Consider the following 17,499-nt stretch of genomic DNA (forward strand, 5'->3'; position numbering starts at 1 on the left):
TGTGGGCAGCCCGCCGGCCCTTCGCCGGGGGCGACCTCCGGACGGGCACGCCGAGCGCTTCGTCCAGTGACGGTGGCTGCAGCGGCCTGGGGCCGAGGGGCGGTTCGGTACGCTTTCTGGCCATGATGCCTCCCGTCGATGACCGCAGCCGGTCGTCAACGCGTCCGGCTGTTACTATACTGATCGCCCGTCGGGCTCACCCTCGAGCCGCGGGGGTGCGGTGGTCCTGCCACATGCGCTGATGCATCGTTCGGGCCGGGAGGGTCGATGGGCGGCGTGATCACGCTCTTTCGGATTGCCGGCATCCCCGTGCGGGTGCATGCCAGCTGGCTGGTCATCTTCGGATTGATCGCCTGGAGCCTCTCCGTCGGGTACTTCCCCCAGCAATTGCCAGGCTTGCCCCTCGTCACGCATTGGGCGAACGGCCTGCTGGCGGCGCTGCTCCTCTTCGTGTCCGTGTTTCTCCACGAGCTCTCGCATGCTCTGGTGGCCCGCTCCTACGGGATCCCGGTGGCCTCCATCACCCTGCACGTCTTCGGCGGGGTCTCCCAGCTGGAGCGCGAGCCCGATCGGCCGGGGGTGGAGTTCCTCGTCGCCGTCGTGGGGCCCCTCACCAGCTTTGCCCTGGCCGGGCTGATCGCGGTCGCCCAGGCCGTGCTGACCCCACCGCCCGCGGCGGCCGCGATCATGCGCTATCTCACCCTCGTCAATGCGGTCGTCGGCGTGTTCAACCTGGTGCCCGGGTTTCCCCTGGACGGCGGGCGCATGTTACGGGCGGGCCTGTGGAGGGCGCGGGGCGACCTGGGCTGGGCGACGCGGGTGGCCAGTGGCGCCGGCTCGGCCTTCGCCTTCTTGCTGATGGCGGTCGGCGCGTGGCAGACGCTGGGTGGGGAGTTCCTGGGGGGCCTCTGGTTCATCCTGATCGGCCTCTTCTTGCGGCAGGCGGCGGTCGGCAGCTATCAGCAGCTGGTGGTGCGGCGGATGCTGGAGCCGCTGGCGGTCCGCGACGTGATGACGCGCGACGTGATTCATGTCGCGCCGGGGCTGCCCCTGGCGCGGGTGGTCGACGAGTTCTTCTGGCCGCATCACGTGGCGAGCTTTCCCGTCGTCGACGACGGTCGGGTCGTGGGCATTGTCAGCGTCCACGATCTCGCTCGGATCGGCCGCGAGCGGTGGTCGGAGACGAAGGTTGCCGACATCATGCAGCCGCTGGCGCCGTCGCTGCGGGCGTCGCCCGACGAGTCGCTCTGGGACGCTTTCCAGAAGCTCTCGCAAAATGGGATCGGGCGGCTCGCCGTCCTGGACGGTGAACGCCTGGTCGGGTATCTCAGCACGAAGGACGCCATGCACGTCCTGGCCGTAGGCAGCCTGAAGCCCTAGCGGGCACTCACGGGCGGGACTAGAACGTCCCGCCGCCTCCGATACCAGGAGGGCGCGTCCACCCGCAAGCCCCGGAACCGGCGAATCCACTGCTGGCTCACTCCGAGCGCGACCGCCCACGGCAACCAGCGGTGCAGCGTGTCGGCCGGCAGCCGCTCGAGCCGATCCTTCTCGGCGCGCTCGAGGAATTCCCGGAAGCCGCGAACGTGAACCAGCAGCCGCGCGCCGCGCCAGGTCCGCCGCGGCATGGCCTGGCCGATGCCGAACACGATCAGCCCGCTGGCCACCACGCCGACGCCCACCGGCCAGCCCGCACCGTCGAAGCCCCCCCGCCCCGCGAACAACGCGCCCCCCGCCAGGATCAGAACCACGCCGAGGGCGGCGCCGCGGGCGCGAATGACCTGATCCAGCGTCGTCCGCTCGTGGGCGGCGTAGCCTTTCACCGTCTCCACGAGGTTGGGCACGAGGTCGGTGCGCCGCTTGAGCTGCACGTCGATGTCGGACCACGCGGCCTGCGAGCGCTGGCGCAGCCCGAGCCGGTTGTACGTCACCACGGCGAAACCCACCACCAGCGCGAGGATGGCGAGGAAGATCCAGCCACCGAGCGTCACCGACGATCCTCCCGTGGCTATCTTAGCGTGCACCACCATGGCATAATGAAATGGTTTTCGAGCGCCGGAGATCCAGTGTCCACGCGAATGTCGCTGCCTGTCATCGATCCGCCCGTCGCCCCCGACGGCCGCAAGCCGGCGTGGCTCAAAGTGCGTGCACCCGGTGGCCCGAACTACATCAGGCTCCAGGGCCTCGTGCGGACGTGGAACCTCCATACCGTGTGCGAGGAAGCGCACTGTCCCAATATCGGAGAGTGCTGGCAGGAGGCGACCGCCACCTTCATGATTCTCGGCGACGTGTGCACGCGGAACTGCGGCTACTGCGCCGTGGCACACGGACGGCCCGTGTGGGAGGATCGCGAGGAGCCGGAGCGTATCGGCCGGGCCGTCGCCGCCCTCGGGTTGGAGCACGTGGTCATCACCTCGGTGAACCGGGACGACCTGGCCGACGGCGGTGCCGCGCACTGGGCGGCGACCATCCGGGCGGTGCGCCGGCACGCGGGAGGCTGCCGCGTGGAGGTCCTCATTCCCGACTTCCAGGGCCAGGCGGAGGCGCTGCGCGCCGTCATCGAGGCCGTCCCGGACGTCCTCAATCACAACACGGAGACCGTGCCGCGACTCTACAAGGTGGCCCGCCACGGCGGCCGCTACGAGCGGACGCTCGAGGTGTTCCGCCGGGCCCGCGCGTGGGCTCCGGCGCTGCCCACGAAGTCGGGCATCATCCTGGGGCTTGGCGAAACCCCCGATGAGGTCCTGGCCACGATGCGGGACCTGCGCGCCGTGGACGTGGGCATCCTTACCCTGGGCCAGTACCTGCGCCCGTCGCCGGCCCACCTGCCGGTGGCCCGGTACTACCACCCCGATGAGTTCTCCGCGCTGGCCGAGGCCGGCCGGGCCATGGGATTCGCGCACGTCGAGGCCGGGCCCCTGGTGCGTTCGTCGTATCACGCCAAGCGGCAGGTGAGCGCGATCACCGCATGATCGAGTACGGCACGATTCTCCTGGTCTTCGCCTTCGCCGCGCTCGTGGCCGGCGCCCTGCTCACGCTGCCTCGGCTACTGGCGCCGAAGCGGTTAACGCCCGTCAAGGTGCAGCCCTTCGAGTGCGGCAAGGACCCGGTGGCCATCGCCGAGGGGCGGTTCGCCATCAAGTTCTCGACGGTCGCCATCCTGTTCATCCTGATCGACATCGAGCTGCTGTTCATATGGCCGTGGGCCATGCTGTATCGACGGCTCGGCTGGTTCGGGTTCGTGGAGATGATGGTGTTCCTGGCCATCCTGATGGTGGGCTTTCTGTACATCTGGCGTAAGGGGGGCCTGGAGTGGGAGTAGGCGGGTTCTTCACCTCGAAGCTGGACGAGGCCATCGGCTGGGCCCGCAAGTACTCCATCTTCCAGTATCCGTTCGTGACGGCCTGCTGCGGCATGGAGTACATGGCCACCGCGTGCTCGCACTACGACATCGACCGGTTCGGCGCCGGGCTGCCGCGCTTCTCGCCGCGCCAGGCCGACGTCCTGTTCGTGGTCGGCACGATCAGCCACAAGATGGCGCCGGTCCTCAAGCGGGTCTACGATCAGATGACGGAGCCGAAGTGGGTGGTGGCGTTCGGCGTGTGCACCTGCACCGGCGGCTTCTACGACAACTACGCCACCGTGCAGGGCATCGACACGATCATCCCGGTCGACGTGTACATTCCCGGCTGTCCTCCTCGCCCCGAGAGCGTCATCGACGGTCTGATGAAGCTGCAGGAGAAGATCGCCGCCAGCGCCCAGAGGTTCTAGGCATGGACAGCGCCGCGATCGTGGGTCTGCTGCGCGAGCGAGGGGGTGCGGCCGTCGTGGATGTGCCCGCCGCGGGCGGCGAGCACATGGCCGTCGTGGACCGGAGCGCCATCGTCGACATCCTGCGCTTCTGTCGTGACGACGAGCGCCTGGCCTTCACGATGCTCACCGACCTGACCGCGGTCGACTACCTCAACTATCCCGGCCGCGAGGATGGGCCGCGCTTCGAGGTCGTCTACCAGCTCTACTCCCTGCAGCACAACCACCGGCTGCGATTGAAAATCTGTGTCGACGAGGACGACGCCGTCGTGCCGACCGCCGTGCCGCTCTGGCCCATCGCCAACTGGCTGGAGCGCGAGGTGTGGGACATGTTCGGCATCCGCTTCGAGGGGCACCCCGACCGGCGCCGGCTCCTCCTCTACGAGGAATTCGTCGGGCACCCGCTCCGCAAGGACTACCCCGTCAATCGGCGGCAGCCGCTCATCGGGCCCAAGATCTGACATGGCGACGCGAGCCACGACCACGCGCGAGTTCATGCTGGGCGAGGGAGCCGGCACCGGGGCGGGCCGCCAGACGATCCAGGTCGGCGTGGGGCCCGCGCATCCCGCCATGCACGGGATCATCCGCATCCTCACCGAGCTGGACGGCGAGGTCATCGTCAAGTCCGACGTGGAGATCGGCTATCTGCACCGTGCCTTCGAGAAGGACTGCGAGGCCGGGCCCTACAACAACGCGATTCCGTACACCGATCGCCTCAACTACGTATCGCCCCTCATCAACAACTTCGGCTACTGCGCGGCCGTGGAGAAGCTGCTGGGCATCGCCATCACCGAGCGCTGCCAGTACATCCGCGTGATCATGGCCGAGGTCTCACGGATCTGTGACCACCTCACCTGCATCGGAGCCTCGGCGATGGAGCTCGGGGCCTTCACGGTCTTCCTCTACATGATCAAGGCCCGGGAGTTCTTGTGGGAGCTGGTCGAGGAGGTCACCGGGGCCCGCCTCACCATTTCCTACGGCCGGGTGGGAGGCGTGAAGGCCGACCTGCCGCCCGGCTTCGGCGAGCGGATGCGCGCGGCCTTCAAGCAGGTGCGCGACGTCCTGGAGGAGGTCCACCGCCTGCTCACCGGCAACCGGATCTTCATGGATCGCATGGTCGGGGTGGGCGCGCTCTCCCGTGAGGAGACGATCGCCTACGCCATCACCGGTCCGCTGCTCCGCGCCGTCGGCGTGGGCTACGACGTGCGCCGGGCCCAGCCCTACGACGCCTACGATCGGGTCGACTTCGAGATCCCCACGCAGACCGCCGGCGACAACTATGCCCGCTACCTGGTTCGCATGGCCGAGATGGAACAGTCCATGCGCATCGCCGAGCAGGCCCTGGACCAGTTGCCCGGGGGGCCCATCCAGGTGGACTTCGAGGGCCGACCGGTCGATCCCGCCCACTACGTAGACCGGGGCAAGCAGGGGAAAACCGAGGGGCTGCTGCTCCTGCCCATCGCATTGTCGCCCAACCTGCGCGGCTCGGAGCGGCCTGCGCACGAGCGCGTGAACGTGGCCGACAAGCGGGTGGTGCTACCCCCCAAGGAAGCGACGTACGGCTCCATCGAGGGGCTGATGAACCATTTCATGTTGATCATGGAGGGCTACGGCATCCGCCCCCCCCGGGGCGAGACCTACGTCGCGGTCGAGGGGGCCAACGGCGAGCTCGGGTTCTACGTCGTCTCGGACGGCAGCGACCGTCCCTACCGGGTGCGCTGCCGCCCACCGTGTCTGCCGCCGATGGCGGCCCTGCACCGGATGATCGAAGGACAAATGGTGGCCGACCTGATCCCGACGTTCGGGTCGGTCAACATGATCGGGGGAGAGCTGGACCGGTGACCGCGCCCGCGTTTTCCCCGGAGCAGCTGACCGAGGTCCGCCGGCTCCAGGGGCTCTATCCCGACGCGCGGGGCGCCCTGCTGCCCGTGCTCCACATGGCCCAGGAGACGTTCGGCTACGTGTCCGCCGAGGTCGAGGCGCATGTCGCCGGCCTGTTCGGGCTGAGCCCGGCTCAGGTGCACGAGGTGGTGACGTTCTACACCCTCTATTTCCGCCAGCGTCCGGGGCGCCACGTGATCTCCGTCTGCCACAACCTGTCCTGCCATCTGGCCGGGGCCCCCCGCATCCTGGCCCACGTGAAACGGCGGCTGGGGATCGAGGCCGGCGAGACCACTGACGACGGGCGGGTGACGCTGCTGGCGGTGGAGTGTCTGTGCGCCTGCGAGCACGCCCCGGTGATGCAGGTCGACGACCGCTACGAGTTCGATCTCACCCCGGAACGGGTGGATCGCCTCCTGACGAGGCTGCGGTGACCGGCGAAAAGCTGCTGTCCCGTCGCTTCGGCCGCGCGGACGCCCATACCCTGGCCGCCTACCGCGAGGACGGCGGGTACACGGCCTGGCCGAAGGCCCGATCCCTGGACCCGGCGGCCATCACCGAAGAGGTGAAGAAGTCCAACCTCCGTGGCCTGGGCGGCGCCGGGTTCCCGACCGGCGTCAAGTGGTCGTTCATTCCCAAGGGACACGCCGGGCCTGTGTACCTGGTGGTCAACGCCGATGAGGGCGAGCCGGGCACCTTCAAGGATCGCTACCTCCTGGAGCGCGATCCCCACGCCCTCATCGAGGGCATGCTCATCGCCGCCCGGGCCGTCCGCTCCGAGAAGGCGTTCGTCTACATCCGGGGGGAGTACGTCGAGCCCTGGCGCCGGTTCGCCGGCGCCGTGCGCGAGGCCTACGAGGCGGACTACCTGGGGCACGGCATCGACGTGGTCGTCCACCGCGGGGCCGGCGCCTACATCTGCGGCGAGGAAACGGGGCTGATCTCGTCCCTGGAGGGCAAGAAGGGCTGGCCCAAGCTCAAGCCGCCGTTCCCGGCGATCAAGGGCGCGTTCGGGGCGCCGACGATCGTCAACAATGTCGAGACCCTCTGCCACCTCCCGCACATCGTCAACCGGGGCGGGGAATGGTTCGCCGGCCTGGGAACGAAGACCCAGGGGGGCACGCGCCTGTACTCGGTGTCCGGCCGCGTGAAGCGGCCGGCCGTCTACGAGGCCTCGGTGGCCATCACCCTGCGTCAGCTCATCTACGATCTGGCCGGCGGCGTGACCGGCAATGGCCGGCTCAAGGCCGTCGTGCCGGGCGGCTCCTCGGCGGCGATCCTGAAAGCCGACGAGATCGACGTCACCATGGACGTCGACGGGCTGCGCAACGCGGGGACGATGGCCGGATCGGCCGGTGTCATCGTGATGGACGAGACGGCGTCGATCCCGGAAGCGCTCATGGTGTTGGCGCGCTTCTACGCGCACGAGAGCTGCGGGCAGTGCACGCCGTGCCGCGAGTCCACCGGGTGGATCTACCGGATGACCGAGCGGATCGTCGAGGGCCGGGGCCGCAAGGAAGACCTCGACACCATCCTCGACGTCTCCCGCCGGGGGGCCGGCACGACCATCTGCGCCTTCTTCGACGGGGCCGTGGGCCCCTACATCTCCTACATCGAGAAGTTCCGGGACGAGTTCGAGGCCCTGATCGCCTGATGACGAGAGTGACGACTCTGATCGGCCGATCAAACGACCTGCAAAGGGGGATCGCGGCGGGGCATGGGCGTGGCGAAGCCCGGGTGCCCATGCCCTGTTCAACGATCAATGCCTAGACTGACGATCAACGGACAACCGGTCGAGGTCGCGCCCGGCACCAACCTGATCGAGGCCGCCCGGGCGGTCGGCGTCGACATCCCACACTACTGCTATCATCCCGGGCTCTCGATCGCCGGGCAGTGTCGTCTGTGCATGGTGGACATCGACAAGGCCCCGCGGCCCACGGTGGCCTGCAACACCGTGGCCGCCGAGGGCATGGTGGTGATGACGGAGACGCCGCGCGTGCTGGAGGCCCGGCGGTCCATGATGGAGTTCCACCTGATCAATCATCCGCTCGATTGTCCCGTGTGCGACCAGGCCGGTGAGTGCTGGCTACAGATCTACTACATGAAGCACGGTCTCTACGAGCCCCGCATGGTGGACGAGAAGGTCCACAAGCCCAAGGCCGTGCCCCTGGGCGAGCATGTCGTGCTGGACGCCGAACGCTGCATCCTCTGCTCCCGGTGCGTCCGCTTCTGCGACGAGGTGACGGGGACGGGCGAGCTGGGCATCTTCCATCGGGGGGATCATTCCGAGGTGGGCCTGTTTCCCGGCCGGCCCCTCGCCAACCAGTACACCGGCAACCTGAACGACATCTGTCCGGTCGGCGCCCTCACCGACCGAGACTTCCGCTTCCGGGTTCGAGTCTGGTACCTGGACAGCGCCAAGTCCATCTGCCCGGGGTGCGCCCGCGGCTGTAACATCGACGTCCACGTCAACCACCGGCGGCCGCACCACAACGAGGGCCGGCGCGTGGCGCGCCTGAAGCCACGTTTCAACGCCGAGGTGAACCGCTGGTGGATGTGTGACGCCGGCCGGTACGGCTTCGAGTTCGTGGACGACGCCAGTCGCCTGGATACGCCACTACGCCGGCAGCAGGGGGGCCAGGAGCCGGCCGGCTGGGACGAGGCGCTGGCCGCCGTGACCGACGTCCTGGCCAGCACCGCGCCTGACGAGATCGGCGTCATCGCCTCACCGCGGATGGCGAATGAGGACCTCTTCGCTCTGCGGCGCTTGCTGGGGCGCCTCGGGATCCACCGGGTCGGCTTCGCCGTCCCTCCGGCCGCGCCCGGCGACGAGGACGCCCTGCTCATCCGGGCCGACAAAAATCCCAACACTCGCGGCGCCGAGCTCATCGGGCTGGACGGCGACGTCGTCGCCATCTTGAAGGCCGCGCGCGACGGCCGGCTCCGTCTCCTGTGGGTGTTCGCCCACGACCTCTTCGCCAGCGCCTGGCCGGATGCGCCTGTCCGGGCGGCGCTGACGTCCGTCCCCACGCTGATCTGGAGCGGCACCAACGCCAACGCCACCAGCGCGCTGGCCTACTGGGTCCTCCCCGCGGCGGCCTGGGTCGAGCGGGACGGGACGTTCACGAACTTCGAGGGCCGGGTTCAGCGTTTTCGCACCGCGGTCGCACCGCTGGGCGAGGCGCGGCCGGAGTGGGACGTCATCGGGCGAATCAGCGAGATGCTGGGCGAGCCGGTCCAGGGCACGCGCGCCGAGCACTGGTTCCGGGCCCTGGCCGCCGCCGTTCCGGCCTTCGCCGGCCTAACCTACCAGAATCTCGGTGACGCGGGAAGGACGATTCGAGCGCGGGCTCTGCCCGCGCAATCCGTTCTGGGGGAGGTCTCGGAGGGGGCCGTCGCGCCCCCCGGGCGCGCCAGCGATGGCGCCCCCTCCGAATAATAAGCCGTGGCCGATTTCGGTATCGCCGTGGGCCGAGTGGCCTTCGTGATGCTGTTCGTCCTCAATGCCGGCGGCCTGCTCACCTGGGTGGAGCGCAAGCAATCGGCGATCATGCAGGACCGCATCGGAGCCAACCGGGCGGCCATCTTCGGCGTTCGGCTGATGGGGCTGTTCCATCCCCTGGCCGATGCCATCAAGATGCTCACCAAGGAGGAATTCCGGCCCGCCCGGGCGGACCGGCTGCTCTTCACCCTGGCCCCGTTCGTGTCGGTCTTCTTCGCCCTGGTGGCCTTCGCCTCCATCCCGTTCGGCGACACCCTGCGTGTCGCCGGCCGCGAGGTCCCTCTGCAGGCGGTCACGTTGAACGTAGGCATCCTGTATGTCTTCGCGATGCTTTCGCTCGGGGTCTACGGCGTCATGATGGCCGGCTGGGCCTCCGGCAACAACTACGCGTTGCTGGGCGGCCAGCGGGCGGCCGCCTTGATGATTTCTGCCGAGATCTCGATCGGGGCCTCCATCATGGGTGTGATCATGGTCTACGGCTCCCTGGACATGCAGGAGATCGTGCGCGGGCAGGGCCAGCTGATCGCCGGCGTGATCCCCAAGTGGGGTCTCGTGACGCAGCCGCTGGCCTTCCTGCTCTTCGTCACCGCCGGCATCGCGGCCACCCGGCGGATCCCGTTCGACACCCCGGAGAGCGAGTCCGAGATCATCGGCTACTTCATCGAGTACAGCGGCATGAAGTTCGGCATGTTCGCGATGGCCGACTTCCTCGAGACCGTCGTGATCGGGGGCATGACCACCGCGCTGTTCCTGGGCGGCTGGCAGGTGCCTTACTTACAATCCGACGGCTTTCATTTTCCCTGGGGGGCCGCGCTGGCCTTGCCCCACCTGGCCGTGGTGCTGCTGCAGGTGGGGGCGTTCGTGTTCAAAGTGGGCCTGATGATCTTCCTGCTCATGCTCGTCCGCTGGACGCTGCCCCGCTTCCGCTACGACCAGGCCATGCACCTGGGCTGGCTGGGCCTGTTCCCGCTCTCCATCCTCAACATCGTCGTCACCGGCCTGGTCCTGCTGGCATGGAGCTGAACCGAGATGAATAATCGGCCTAGCCGAGCGCAGCCACTCGTACCTCGAACAGCCCACCCACGGCCTGAACCGGCCACGCGGACCCCGCTCCAGTAATGCAATTACGCCAGCGCTTCTATGTGTTCGAGGTGCTCTCCGGACTGGCCCTCACCGCCCGCCACTTCTTCCGCAATCTGGGCGGCCACCTCGCGCGGGCCCTGGGCCGACGCCGCGCCCGTGGAGCCGTCACCATCCAGTACCCGGAGGAACGGCGTCCGTATGCTCCGCGGTTGCGGTCGCTGCACCGGCTCGTGCGCCGGGAGGATGGCTCCCCCCGGTGCGTAGCCTGCATGATGTGCGAGACGGTGTGCCCGGCCCACTGCATCTACATCGTGGCCGACGAACATCCCAATCCGGAGATCGAGAAGGTGCCTGCCCGCTTCGACATCGATCTGGGCAAATGCGTCTTTTGTGGGTACTGTGTGGAAGCGTGCCCGGAGGACGCGATCCGGATGGACACTGGCATCCTCGAATTCTCCTCCTACAGCCGGGCCGGCATGATCTACACGCAGGAAGTCTTGCTCGCGCTCGAGCCGGCCGGCCCCGATGGCCGGCCGACCTCGCCGGTGCCCATCCCGGCGGAGCGCCAGCCGTGATGGCCATGGTCGCCTTCCTGGTCATCGCGGTGATCGCGGTGGGGTCCGCGCTCGGCTTGCTCATCAAGCGCAACCCGATCCACGGCGCCCTGTTCCTCGTCGTCAACCTCGGCGCCATCGCCGCTCTCTACCTCATGATGGGATACGAGTTCCTGGCCTTCGCCCAGGTCATCGTCTATGCCGGGGCCATCATGGTGCTGTTCCTCTTCGCCATCTTCGTGCTCATCCCCGGCAAGGAGGAGACGGCGCCGGACCCGCGCCGGAGCTGGCGGGTGCTGGCCGTGCCCCTGGGGGTGGTCCTGCTGGTGGAGCTGGCCGTGGTCGTGGCCGCGCGCAGCACTGCGCCGGCGACGTCAGCGCCTCCGCCGAGCTTCCCGGCCAGCATGGCCATCCTGTTCACCGACTATCTGTTTCCGTTCGAGCTCACGTCGGTTCTGCTCCTGGCCGCGATGGTCGGCGTCCTGCTCCTGACGAGGCGGCGGGCATGATCCCCGACACCTACTATCTGGTGTTGTCGGCGGTGCTCTTCGCGCTCGGGGTCGTGGGCGTCGTCGTCCGCCGTAACCCGCTGGTGATCTTCATGTCGATCGAGCTGGCCCTGAACGCCGCCAACCTGGCGCTGGTGGCCTTCAGTCAGCGCTGGGGAAGCCCGGAGGGTCAGACCCTCGTGCTGTTCGTCATGGCGGTGGCCGCCGCCGAGGTGGCAGTGGGGCTGGCGATCATCGTGGCGATCTTTCGCGTGCGCCAGCGCTTGAGCATCGATGACCTCAGCCTGATGCGCTGGTGATTCAGAGTATGGAGGAGACATGGCACAGAAGAAGCAGCCAGCCCTGAACGTCGACGCCGACCTGGCCCGCCGGCTCCTCGGTGACATGATGTTGATCCGCCGCTTCGAGGAAAAGGCGGCGGAGGCCTACGCGCTGGGCAAGATCGGGGGCTTCCTGCACCTCTACATCGGTGAGGAGGCGGTCGCGGTCGGAGCCACCTCGGTGTTGCGTCCGGACGACTACGCCATCGCGGCCTATCGCGAGCACGGCCACTGCCTGGCCAAAGGCTCGGACCCCCGCCGCGTCATGGCCGAGCTCTACGGCCGCCGGGACGGGCTGTGCAAGGGCAAAGGCGGCTCCATGCATCTCTTCGACGCCAGCGTCAACTTCCTGGGCGGCCACGCCATCGTCGGCGCCCACCTGCCGCAGGCCGCCGGAGTCGGCTTCGCCATCAAATACCGGGGCACCGACCAGGTGATCGCCTGCTACTTCGGCGAGGGGTCCGTGCCCCAGGGCGAGTTCCACGAGGCCATGAACCTGTCCGCCCTGTGGAAGCTCCCCGTGATCTGGCTGTGCGAGAACAACCGGTACGCGATGGGCACGGCCATCGAGCGGGCGCTGGCCCAGACGGACATCTGGAAGTTCGGCCAGACGTACGGCATCCCCGGCGAGGCCGTCGACGGCATGGACGTGCTGGCCGTGCGCGAGGCCGTAGGCCGGGCCGTGGAGCGGGCGCGCAAGGACAAGGCGCCGTCGCTCATCGAGGCCCGCACCTACCGGTTCCGCGGCCACTCCATGCGTGACCCGGCGGGGGCCGTCTACCGCAGCAAGGACGAGGTCGAGCGGGAGAAGCTCCGGGATCCGATCGTCCTGTTCCGGGACCGCGTGCTCCAGGCCGGGCTCCTCAGCGAAGCCGACGTGCGGACGCTCCAGAAGGATGTCAACGATCGCATCGACGACGCCACGACGTTCGCCGACGCCTCCGCCGAGCCGCCGCTGGAATGGCTCCTGACCGACGTGTACCGGGAGGGCGCGTGATGGCAGTCATGAGCTATCGCGAGGCACTGAATCTCGCCCTCCGGGAAGAGATGAAGCGCGACGAGCGGGTCTTCGTGATCGGCGAAGAGGTCGGACTCTACGACGGCGCCTACAAGGTCACCCAGGGCTTGCTCAAAGAATTCGGGCCCCGGCGGGTCGTGGATACCCCGATCGCCGAGTCGGGCTTCACCGGGGTCGGCGTGGGGGCGGCGATGGTCGGCCTGCGCCCGGTCGTGGAGATGATGACGTTCAACTTCGCGTTGCTGGCGCTGGATCAGATCGTCAACTCGGCGGCCAAGCTCCACTACATGTCGGGCGGGCAGTACAACGTGCCCATGGTGATCCGCGGCCCCGGCGGGCCGGCGCACCAGCTCGCCGCCCAGCACTCGCAGTCGATGGAGGTGTACTTCTATCACGTGCCCGGACTCAAGGTGGTGCGGCCCTCGACGCCGATGGACGCCAAGGGCCTTCTCAAGGCCGCCATCCGGGACGAGAATCCCGTGATCTTCATCGAGTCGGAGACGCTCTACGCGTTGAAGGGCGAGGTCCCCGAGGATCCCGAGTTCATCATCCCGCTCGGACAGGCGGCGGTGCGCCGCGAGGGCACGGACGTCACCGTGATCGCCTACATGGGCATGATGTACCGGGCCCTGGAGGCGGCCGAGGAGCTGGCCGGCGAGGGCCTCTCGGTGGAAGTCGTCGACCCGCGCACCCTGCGCCCCATGGACGCGGCGACCATCATCGGATCCGTCCGCAAGACTCACCGGGCGGTCGTGGTGGAAGCTGGGGCCGGATTCGCCGGCATGGGCTCGGAGATCGCCGCCTTCGTCACCGAGCACGCCTTCGACGACCTGGATGCGCCCGTGGAGCGCGTCACCGGGGCCAACGCGCCGATGCCGTACGCGCGAAATCTGGAAAAGGCCAAGACGCCGTCCAAGGAGCGCATCGTGGAGGCCATTCGCCGCGTCTGCCACTCCGAGGGGAGCGAGCCATGACGGTGACCCGGGTGGTCATGCCGAAGCTCTCCGAGGCCATGGAGACCGGTCGCATCATCAAGTGGCTGAAGAAGGAAGGTGACCGGGTCCAGGGCGGCGACATCCTCGCCGAGGTGGAGACCGACAAGGCCGACGTGGAGATGGAGGCGTTCGGGGGCGGTGTCTTGCGCAAGGTGCTGGTGTCGGCCGGCGATCGGGCCCCGGTGGGCGCCCTCGTCGCCGTGATCGCCGAGCCCGACGAGGACATCGCCGGGGTGGTCGCACAGGCGCCCAGCCCGGTGGCCGCGCCGGCGGTCGCTGCGGCTCAGCCGGCTCCGGCGGGAACGATGTCGGACCGGCCGGCGCCCGTGCCGCCCCAGCCGCGGAGCGAGGACCACGTGACCCGCATCCCGGCCCCGGCGGCCGCGCCTGCGGGGCCGGGGACGACGCCGGTGAGCGCCCCTGGGGCACGAGACGAGGGCAGGGTGAAGGCGTCTCCCCTGGCCAGGAAGATCGCCGCTCAGTCGGGTGTGGACCTGCGCCTCGTCCGCGGCTCGGGGCCGGGCGGCCGCGTCATCCGGCGCGACGTCGAGGCGGCGCGGACGGCCGTCCCCGCCCAGGCCCCGGCGGCCCGGCCGGCGGCGCCGGGGGTGGAGTACGAGGACCGGCCGCTGACACCGATCCGCGCCGTCATCGCCAAGCGCATGCCGATGGCCAAGGCACCGGTGCCGCACTTCTACGTCACCGCCGAGGTGGCGATGGACCGGGCCTGGGAGCTCCGCGAGGAACTGAACGCCCTGGAGGGCCAACCCAGGATCTCGGTCAACGATCTCGTCATCCGGGCCTGCGCCCTGGGCCTGCTCGCGCATCCCGAGGTCAACGCCTCGTTCCAGGGTGAGTCGGTTCGCGTCTGGCACCGCGTCCACCTCGGGCTCGCCGTGGCGCTCGACGAGGGATTGATCACCCCGGTCCTCCGTGACTGCCACGCCAAGTCGCTCGCCCAGATCGCCGTGGAGGCGCGGGACCTCGTCGAACGGGCCCGTACGCGCAAGTTGCGGTCCCAGGAGCTGAGCGGTGCCACCTTCTCGATCTCGAATCTGGGCATGTTCGACGTGACGGAGTTTTCGGCGATCATCAATCCCCCCGAAGGGGCCATCCTGGCGGTGGGAGCCGTTCGGCGAGTCCCCGTCGTGGACCAGGACGCTGTCACCGTCGGGCGTCGGATGGCGGTGACGCTGTCCTGCGATCACCGGGTCATGGACGGCGCGATGGCTGCGCGCTTTCTGCAGACGGTCGAGCAGCTGCTCGAAGAGCCGCTGCGACTGCTCGTATGACCGTGGGCCCGTCTAGAACGGTGGTCACGACTCGGATCGCGCTGCGAATGACCGCAGCGGGTGATTGCGGCGGGGCACGGGCGTGGCGAGAGCCCGGGTGCCCGTGCCCTGTTAATGATCATGGCCACGCATAAGGCTGACGTCGCCGTCGTGGGGACGGGGCCCGGCGGATATGTCGCGGCGATTCGGTGCGCGCAGCTCGGGTTGTCGGTCATTGCCGTGGAAGACGACCGGCCGGGGGGCGTGTGTCTCAACTGGGGGTGCATTCCGACCAAGGCGCTGCTCCGGAATGCCGAGGTAGTGCACCTGTTCGAGCGGGCTTCCGATTTCGGGATCCGCGTGCAGGAGTGGAAGGCCGACTACGCGGAAGCGGTCCGCCGCAGCCGGGGCGTCGCCGACCGCATGGCCAAGGGCGTCGAGTTCCTGTTCCGCAAGAACAAGATCACGTTGCTGGCGGGAACCGGCAGCCTCAAGAGCCCCACGCAGGTGGAGGTCCGGGGCGAGGCCGGCACTGACGCCATCGAGGCCCGGGCCGTCATACTGGCCACGGGCTCCGAGCCCCGGTCGCTACCTGGACTGAGCATCGACGAGAAGCTGATCCTCTCTTCCAACGGCGCCGTGCGGCAGGAGCGGGCGCCGGCCTCGCTCATCGTGATCGGCGCGGGCGCCGTGGGCGTGGAGTTCGCCGACGTCTACGCCACCTATGGGACCCAGGTCACTCTCCTGGAGGCGCTGCCCCGGGTGGTGCCGGTGGAGGACGAGGAGGTCTCGACGCTGCTGGCGCGCCTGTTCGGCCGGCGGGGGATGACGATCAAGACCGGGGTGAAGGTCACCGCGGTGAAGCCGGGCGGCCCCGGCGCGGTGGTCGAGACCGACGGCGGCCGCTTCGAGGCCGAGCAGGTCCTGGTGGCTGTCGGGCGAGGGGCCCGCGTGCGCGACGTGGGCCTGGAGGCCCTCGGGGTGCAGATGGAGAAAGGCTTCGTGAAGGTCTCGCCCCGCATGGAGACGTCGATCAAGGGCATCTATGCCATCGGCGACATGGCCGGGCCACCGCTGCTGGCGCACAAGGCCATGGCCGAAGGCGTCGTGGCTGCCGAAGCGATTGCCGGGCGGGATCCGCGGCCGGTGGACTACGGCAACGTGCCGTCCTGCACGTACTGTCGGCCCCAGATCGCCTCGATCGGGCTCAGCGAGAGCCGGGCCCGGGAGAACGGGCGGGACGTGAGCGTCGGCCGCTTTCCCCTCACGGCGAGCGGCAAAGCGGTGGCGCTCGGCGAGACCGATGGCTTCGTGAAGGTCGTGGCCGACAAGGCCACCGGCGAGCTGCTGGGGGCGCACATCATCGGTCCCGAGGCCACCGAGATGATCCACGAGTTCGCCGTGGGCCGGACGCTGGAGGCGACGCTCGAGGAGATCGTTCACACGATCCACGCCCACCCGACCCTGTCGGAGGCGGCTTTGGAAGCCACGCTGGCCGCCCTCGGCCGCGCCATTCATATTTGAAGCTGGGGGGATGAAGAACCTGGGGGGCCCCGACATGGCCTCCCAGACCCCCCATTTCACGTCTCAATCGAGCCTGTGGCTCGATTGAGCTCGATTCGCCGTTAGAGCCTGACCCGCTAACCCAACTTCAGCAGTTCGAACGGGCGAGGTTTCAGCCGTTCCCTGCCCGGCGGCGCTCCTCGAGAATCACTTCCAGCTCGGCGATGTGTGGGGAAGCAGATCCTCGTAGCCACCGCCCCCGGGTGATCTCGCCGAACGCGTCGAGATCACCCACATCCGTGGTCAGCGTGAAGTTCAGCCCACGCTCCAGCGTGGCGACGTCCCAGCGGAACGGCAATCCCGGCGGCGCGCCCCGCGGGTACGGATGGTACGGGGCCAGGCCGAGGACCAGCCGCTGGAGATTCTCGGCGGAGCGCCGATAGACCACGTCGACATCGCGTGTGAGTCGGACCGATCCATGGACGATGGCCGCCACGCCGCCCACGAGGATGCACTCCACACCGGCGTCGGCCAGGGCTCGGAGGAGCGCCTTGAAGTCCGTCACGGGCGGGTGGTCCGGCCGGCGCGACGGAGCTCCTCGGCGAAGCTCTGGAGCTCGATCAGGGCCTCGATGCGCTCCTGGATGGACCGCTTCAGGTTCTCCCGGAATCGTGCGGGCGGCGGTGGCGCCCAGGCAGACGAGCACTTCGGGCTCGATCACGCCGATCTCGGCCTCGAGCCACGGGCGGCAGGCGGCGATCTCGGCCAACCGCGGCGTCTGGTGGATCCGGCGCTTGCCGCGCTTTCGGCCAGCGCGCGGTCGAGAACCTCGCCGGCCGGCCTCACGCACGGCGCGCCTCTCAGATCCTCCTGGTCGCCCGGCTGCTCGCCGAGGAGCATCGCGCGGGCGTCGGCCGGCCCGTGGCCGAACACGGCCTGGGTCGCGTGGCGGTAGAGATCGCAGCCGGTGCACCGCGCGGCCGCCGCCCGTAGCTCGTCGAGCCTCGCGCCGGCGGGCACGTACGGCGCCGCGCCGCGGCCTTCCTCCTCGAG

The 17,499-nt window shown here is 68.9% G+C and carries 18 protein-coding genes and 2 pseudogenes; 17 read left to right on the forward strand and 3 right to left on the reverse strand.

Annotated features, from left to right (window positions below; genetic code table 11):
• Nucleotides 1-267: 267 nt before the first annotated feature.
• Nucleotides 268-1,380, forward strand: a complete 1,113-nt coding sequence (locus tag VFR64_05435; GenBank protein ID HET9489180.1) for a site-2 protease family protein — start codon at nt 268-270, stop codon at nt 1,378-1,380.
• On the opposite strand, the gene VFR64_05440 is transcribed toward VFR64_05435, so the two are convergent.
• The gene (locus VFR64_05440; GenBank protein HET9489181.1) at nt 1,377-2,030 is read right to left on the reverse strand and encodes a LemA family protein; all 654 of its coding nucleotides are present in this window, start codon (nt 2,028-2,030) and stop codon (nt 1,377-1,379) included. The genes VFR64_05435 and VFR64_05440 overlap by 4 nt on opposite strands.
• Before the next feature lie 48 nt (nt 2,031-2,078).
• On the opposite strand from VFR64_05440, the gene lipA reads away from it, so the two are divergent.
• The 16 genes and pseudogenes from lipA to lpdA all read left to right on the forward strand — a co-directional run bounded on the left by lipA (nt 2,079) and on the right by lpdA (nt 16,467).
• Nucleotides 2,079-2,972 (forward strand): lipoyl synthase, encoded by an 894-nt coding sequence (gene lipA / locus VFR64_05445; GenBank protein ID HET9489182.1) that lies wholly within the window; start codon nt 2,079-2,081, stop codon nt 2,970-2,972.
• Nucleotides 2,969-3,322, forward strand: a complete 354-nt coding sequence (gene ndhC, locus VFR64_05450; GenBank protein HET9489183.1) for an NADH-quinone oxidoreductase subunit A — start codon at nt 2,969-2,971, stop codon at nt 3,320-3,322. The genes lipA and ndhC overlap by 4 nt, the downstream gene beginning before the upstream one ends.
• Nucleotides 3,313-3,771: an NADH-quinone oxidoreductase subunit B gene (locus tag VFR64_05455; protein HET9489184.1), complete on the forward strand. Its 459-nt coding sequence runs from the start codon at nt 3,313-3,315 to the stop codon at nt 3,769-3,771. The genes ndhC and VFR64_05455 overlap by 10 nt, the downstream gene beginning before the upstream one ends.
• A gap of 2 nt (nt 3,772-3,773) precedes the next feature.
• The gene (locus VFR64_05460) at nt 3,774-4,271 is read left to right on the forward strand and encodes an NADH-quinone oxidoreductase subunit C (GenBank protein HET9489185.1); all 498 of its coding nucleotides are present in this window, start codon (nt 3,774-3,776) and stop codon (nt 4,269-4,271) included.
• A 1-nt stretch (nt 4,272) separates the two neighbouring features.
• Nucleotides 4,273-5,652, forward strand: coding sequence for an NADH-quinone oxidoreductase subunit D (locus VFR64_05465; protein HET9489186.1), 1,380 nt, complete (start codon nt 4,273-4,275; stop codon nt 5,650-5,652).
• A complete protein-coding gene (nuoE, locus tag VFR64_05470; protein ID HET9489187.1) occupies nt 5,649-6,125 on the forward strand; it encodes an NADH-quinone oxidoreductase subunit NuoE in 477 nt (158 codons plus the stop codon). The genes VFR64_05465 and nuoE overlap by 4 nt, the downstream gene beginning before the upstream one ends.
• A complete protein-coding gene (gene nuoF / locus VFR64_05475; protein HET9489188.1) occupies nt 6,122-7,345 on the forward strand; it encodes an NADH-quinone oxidoreductase subunit NuoF in 1,224 nt (407 codons plus the stop codon). Before nuoE ends, nuoF begins: the two co-directional genes overlap by 4 nt.
• A gap of 108 nt (nt 7,346-7,453) precedes the next feature.
• Entirely contained in the window at nt 7,454-9,130 is a 1,677-nt protein-coding gene (locus VFR64_05480) for a molybdopterin-dependent oxidoreductase (GenBank protein HET9489189.1), read from the forward strand.
• 6 nt (nt 9,131-9,136) lie between these two features.
• Complete coding sequence (locus VFR64_05485) at nt 9,137-10,216, forward strand: complex I subunit 1 family protein (protein HET9489190.1); 1,080 nt, start codon at nt 9,137-9,139, stop codon at nt 10,214-10,216.
• Nucleotides 10,217-10,311: 95 nt separating this feature from the next.
• The gene (locus VFR64_05490; protein ID HET9489191.1) at nt 10,312-10,851 is read left to right on the forward strand and encodes an NADH-quinone oxidoreductase subunit I; all 540 of its coding nucleotides are present in this window, start codon (nt 10,312-10,314) and stop codon (nt 10,849-10,851) included.
• Nucleotides 10,851-11,339, forward strand: coding sequence for an NADH-quinone oxidoreductase subunit J (locus VFR64_05495; protein ID HET9489192.1), 489 nt, complete (start codon nt 10,851-10,853; stop codon nt 11,337-11,339). The genes VFR64_05490 and VFR64_05495 overlap by 1 nt, the downstream gene beginning before the upstream one ends.
• Complete coding sequence (gene nuoK, locus VFR64_05500; GenBank protein ID HET9489193.1) at nt 11,336-11,638, forward strand: NADH-quinone oxidoreductase subunit NuoK; 303 nt, start codon at nt 11,336-11,338, stop codon at nt 11,636-11,638. Before VFR64_05495 ends, nuoK begins: the two co-directional genes overlap by 4 nt.
• A gap of 19 nt (nt 11,639-11,657) precedes the next feature.
• A complete protein-coding gene (gene pdhA / locus VFR64_05505) occupies nt 11,658-12,656 on the forward strand; it encodes a pyruvate dehydrogenase (acetyl-transferring) E1 component subunit alpha (GenBank protein HET9489194.1) in 999 nt (332 codons plus the stop codon).
• Nucleotides 12,611-13,651: pseudogene (locus tag VFR64_05510) on the forward strand (pyruvate dehydrogenase complex E1 component subunit beta). The gene pdhA and the pseudogene VFR64_05510 overlap by 46 nt, the downstream one beginning before the upstream one ends.
• Entirely contained in the window at nt 13,648-14,964 is a 1,317-nt protein-coding gene (locus tag VFR64_05515) for a dihydrolipoamide acetyltransferase family protein (protein HET9489195.1), read from the forward strand. The pseudogene VFR64_05510 and the gene VFR64_05515 overlap by 4 nt, the downstream one beginning before the upstream one ends.
• Nucleotides 14,965-15,084: 120 nt before the next feature.
• Nucleotides 15,085-16,467 (forward strand): dihydrolipoyl dehydrogenase, encoded by a 1,383-nt coding sequence (gene lpdA, locus VFR64_05520; protein ID HET9489196.1) that lies wholly within the window; start codon nt 15,085-15,087, stop codon nt 16,465-16,467.
• Between the two features lie 151 nt (nt 16,468-16,618).
• Here lpdA and VFR64_05525 read toward each other — a convergent pair whose 3' ends face one another.
• Both VFR64_05525 and VFR64_05530 read right to left on the reverse strand, forming a co-directional pair.
• Nucleotides 16,619-17,011, reverse strand: coding sequence for a hypothetical protein (locus VFR64_05525; GenBank protein HET9489197.1), 393 nt, complete (start codon nt 17,009-17,011; stop codon nt 16,619-16,621).
• Nucleotides 17,012-17,107: 96 nt separating this feature from the next.
• Nucleotides 17,108-17,466, reverse strand: a pseudogene (locus VFR64_05530) (uracil-DNA glycosylase family protein).
• Between the last annotated feature and the right edge of the window lie 33 nt (nt 17,467-17,499).

The organism is Candidatus Methylomirabilota bacterium (genome assembly GCA_035709005.1).
In the GTDB taxonomy this organism is placed as follows: domain Bacteria; phylum Methylomirabilota; class Methylomirabilia; order Rokubacteriales; family CSP1-6; genus 40CM-4-69-5.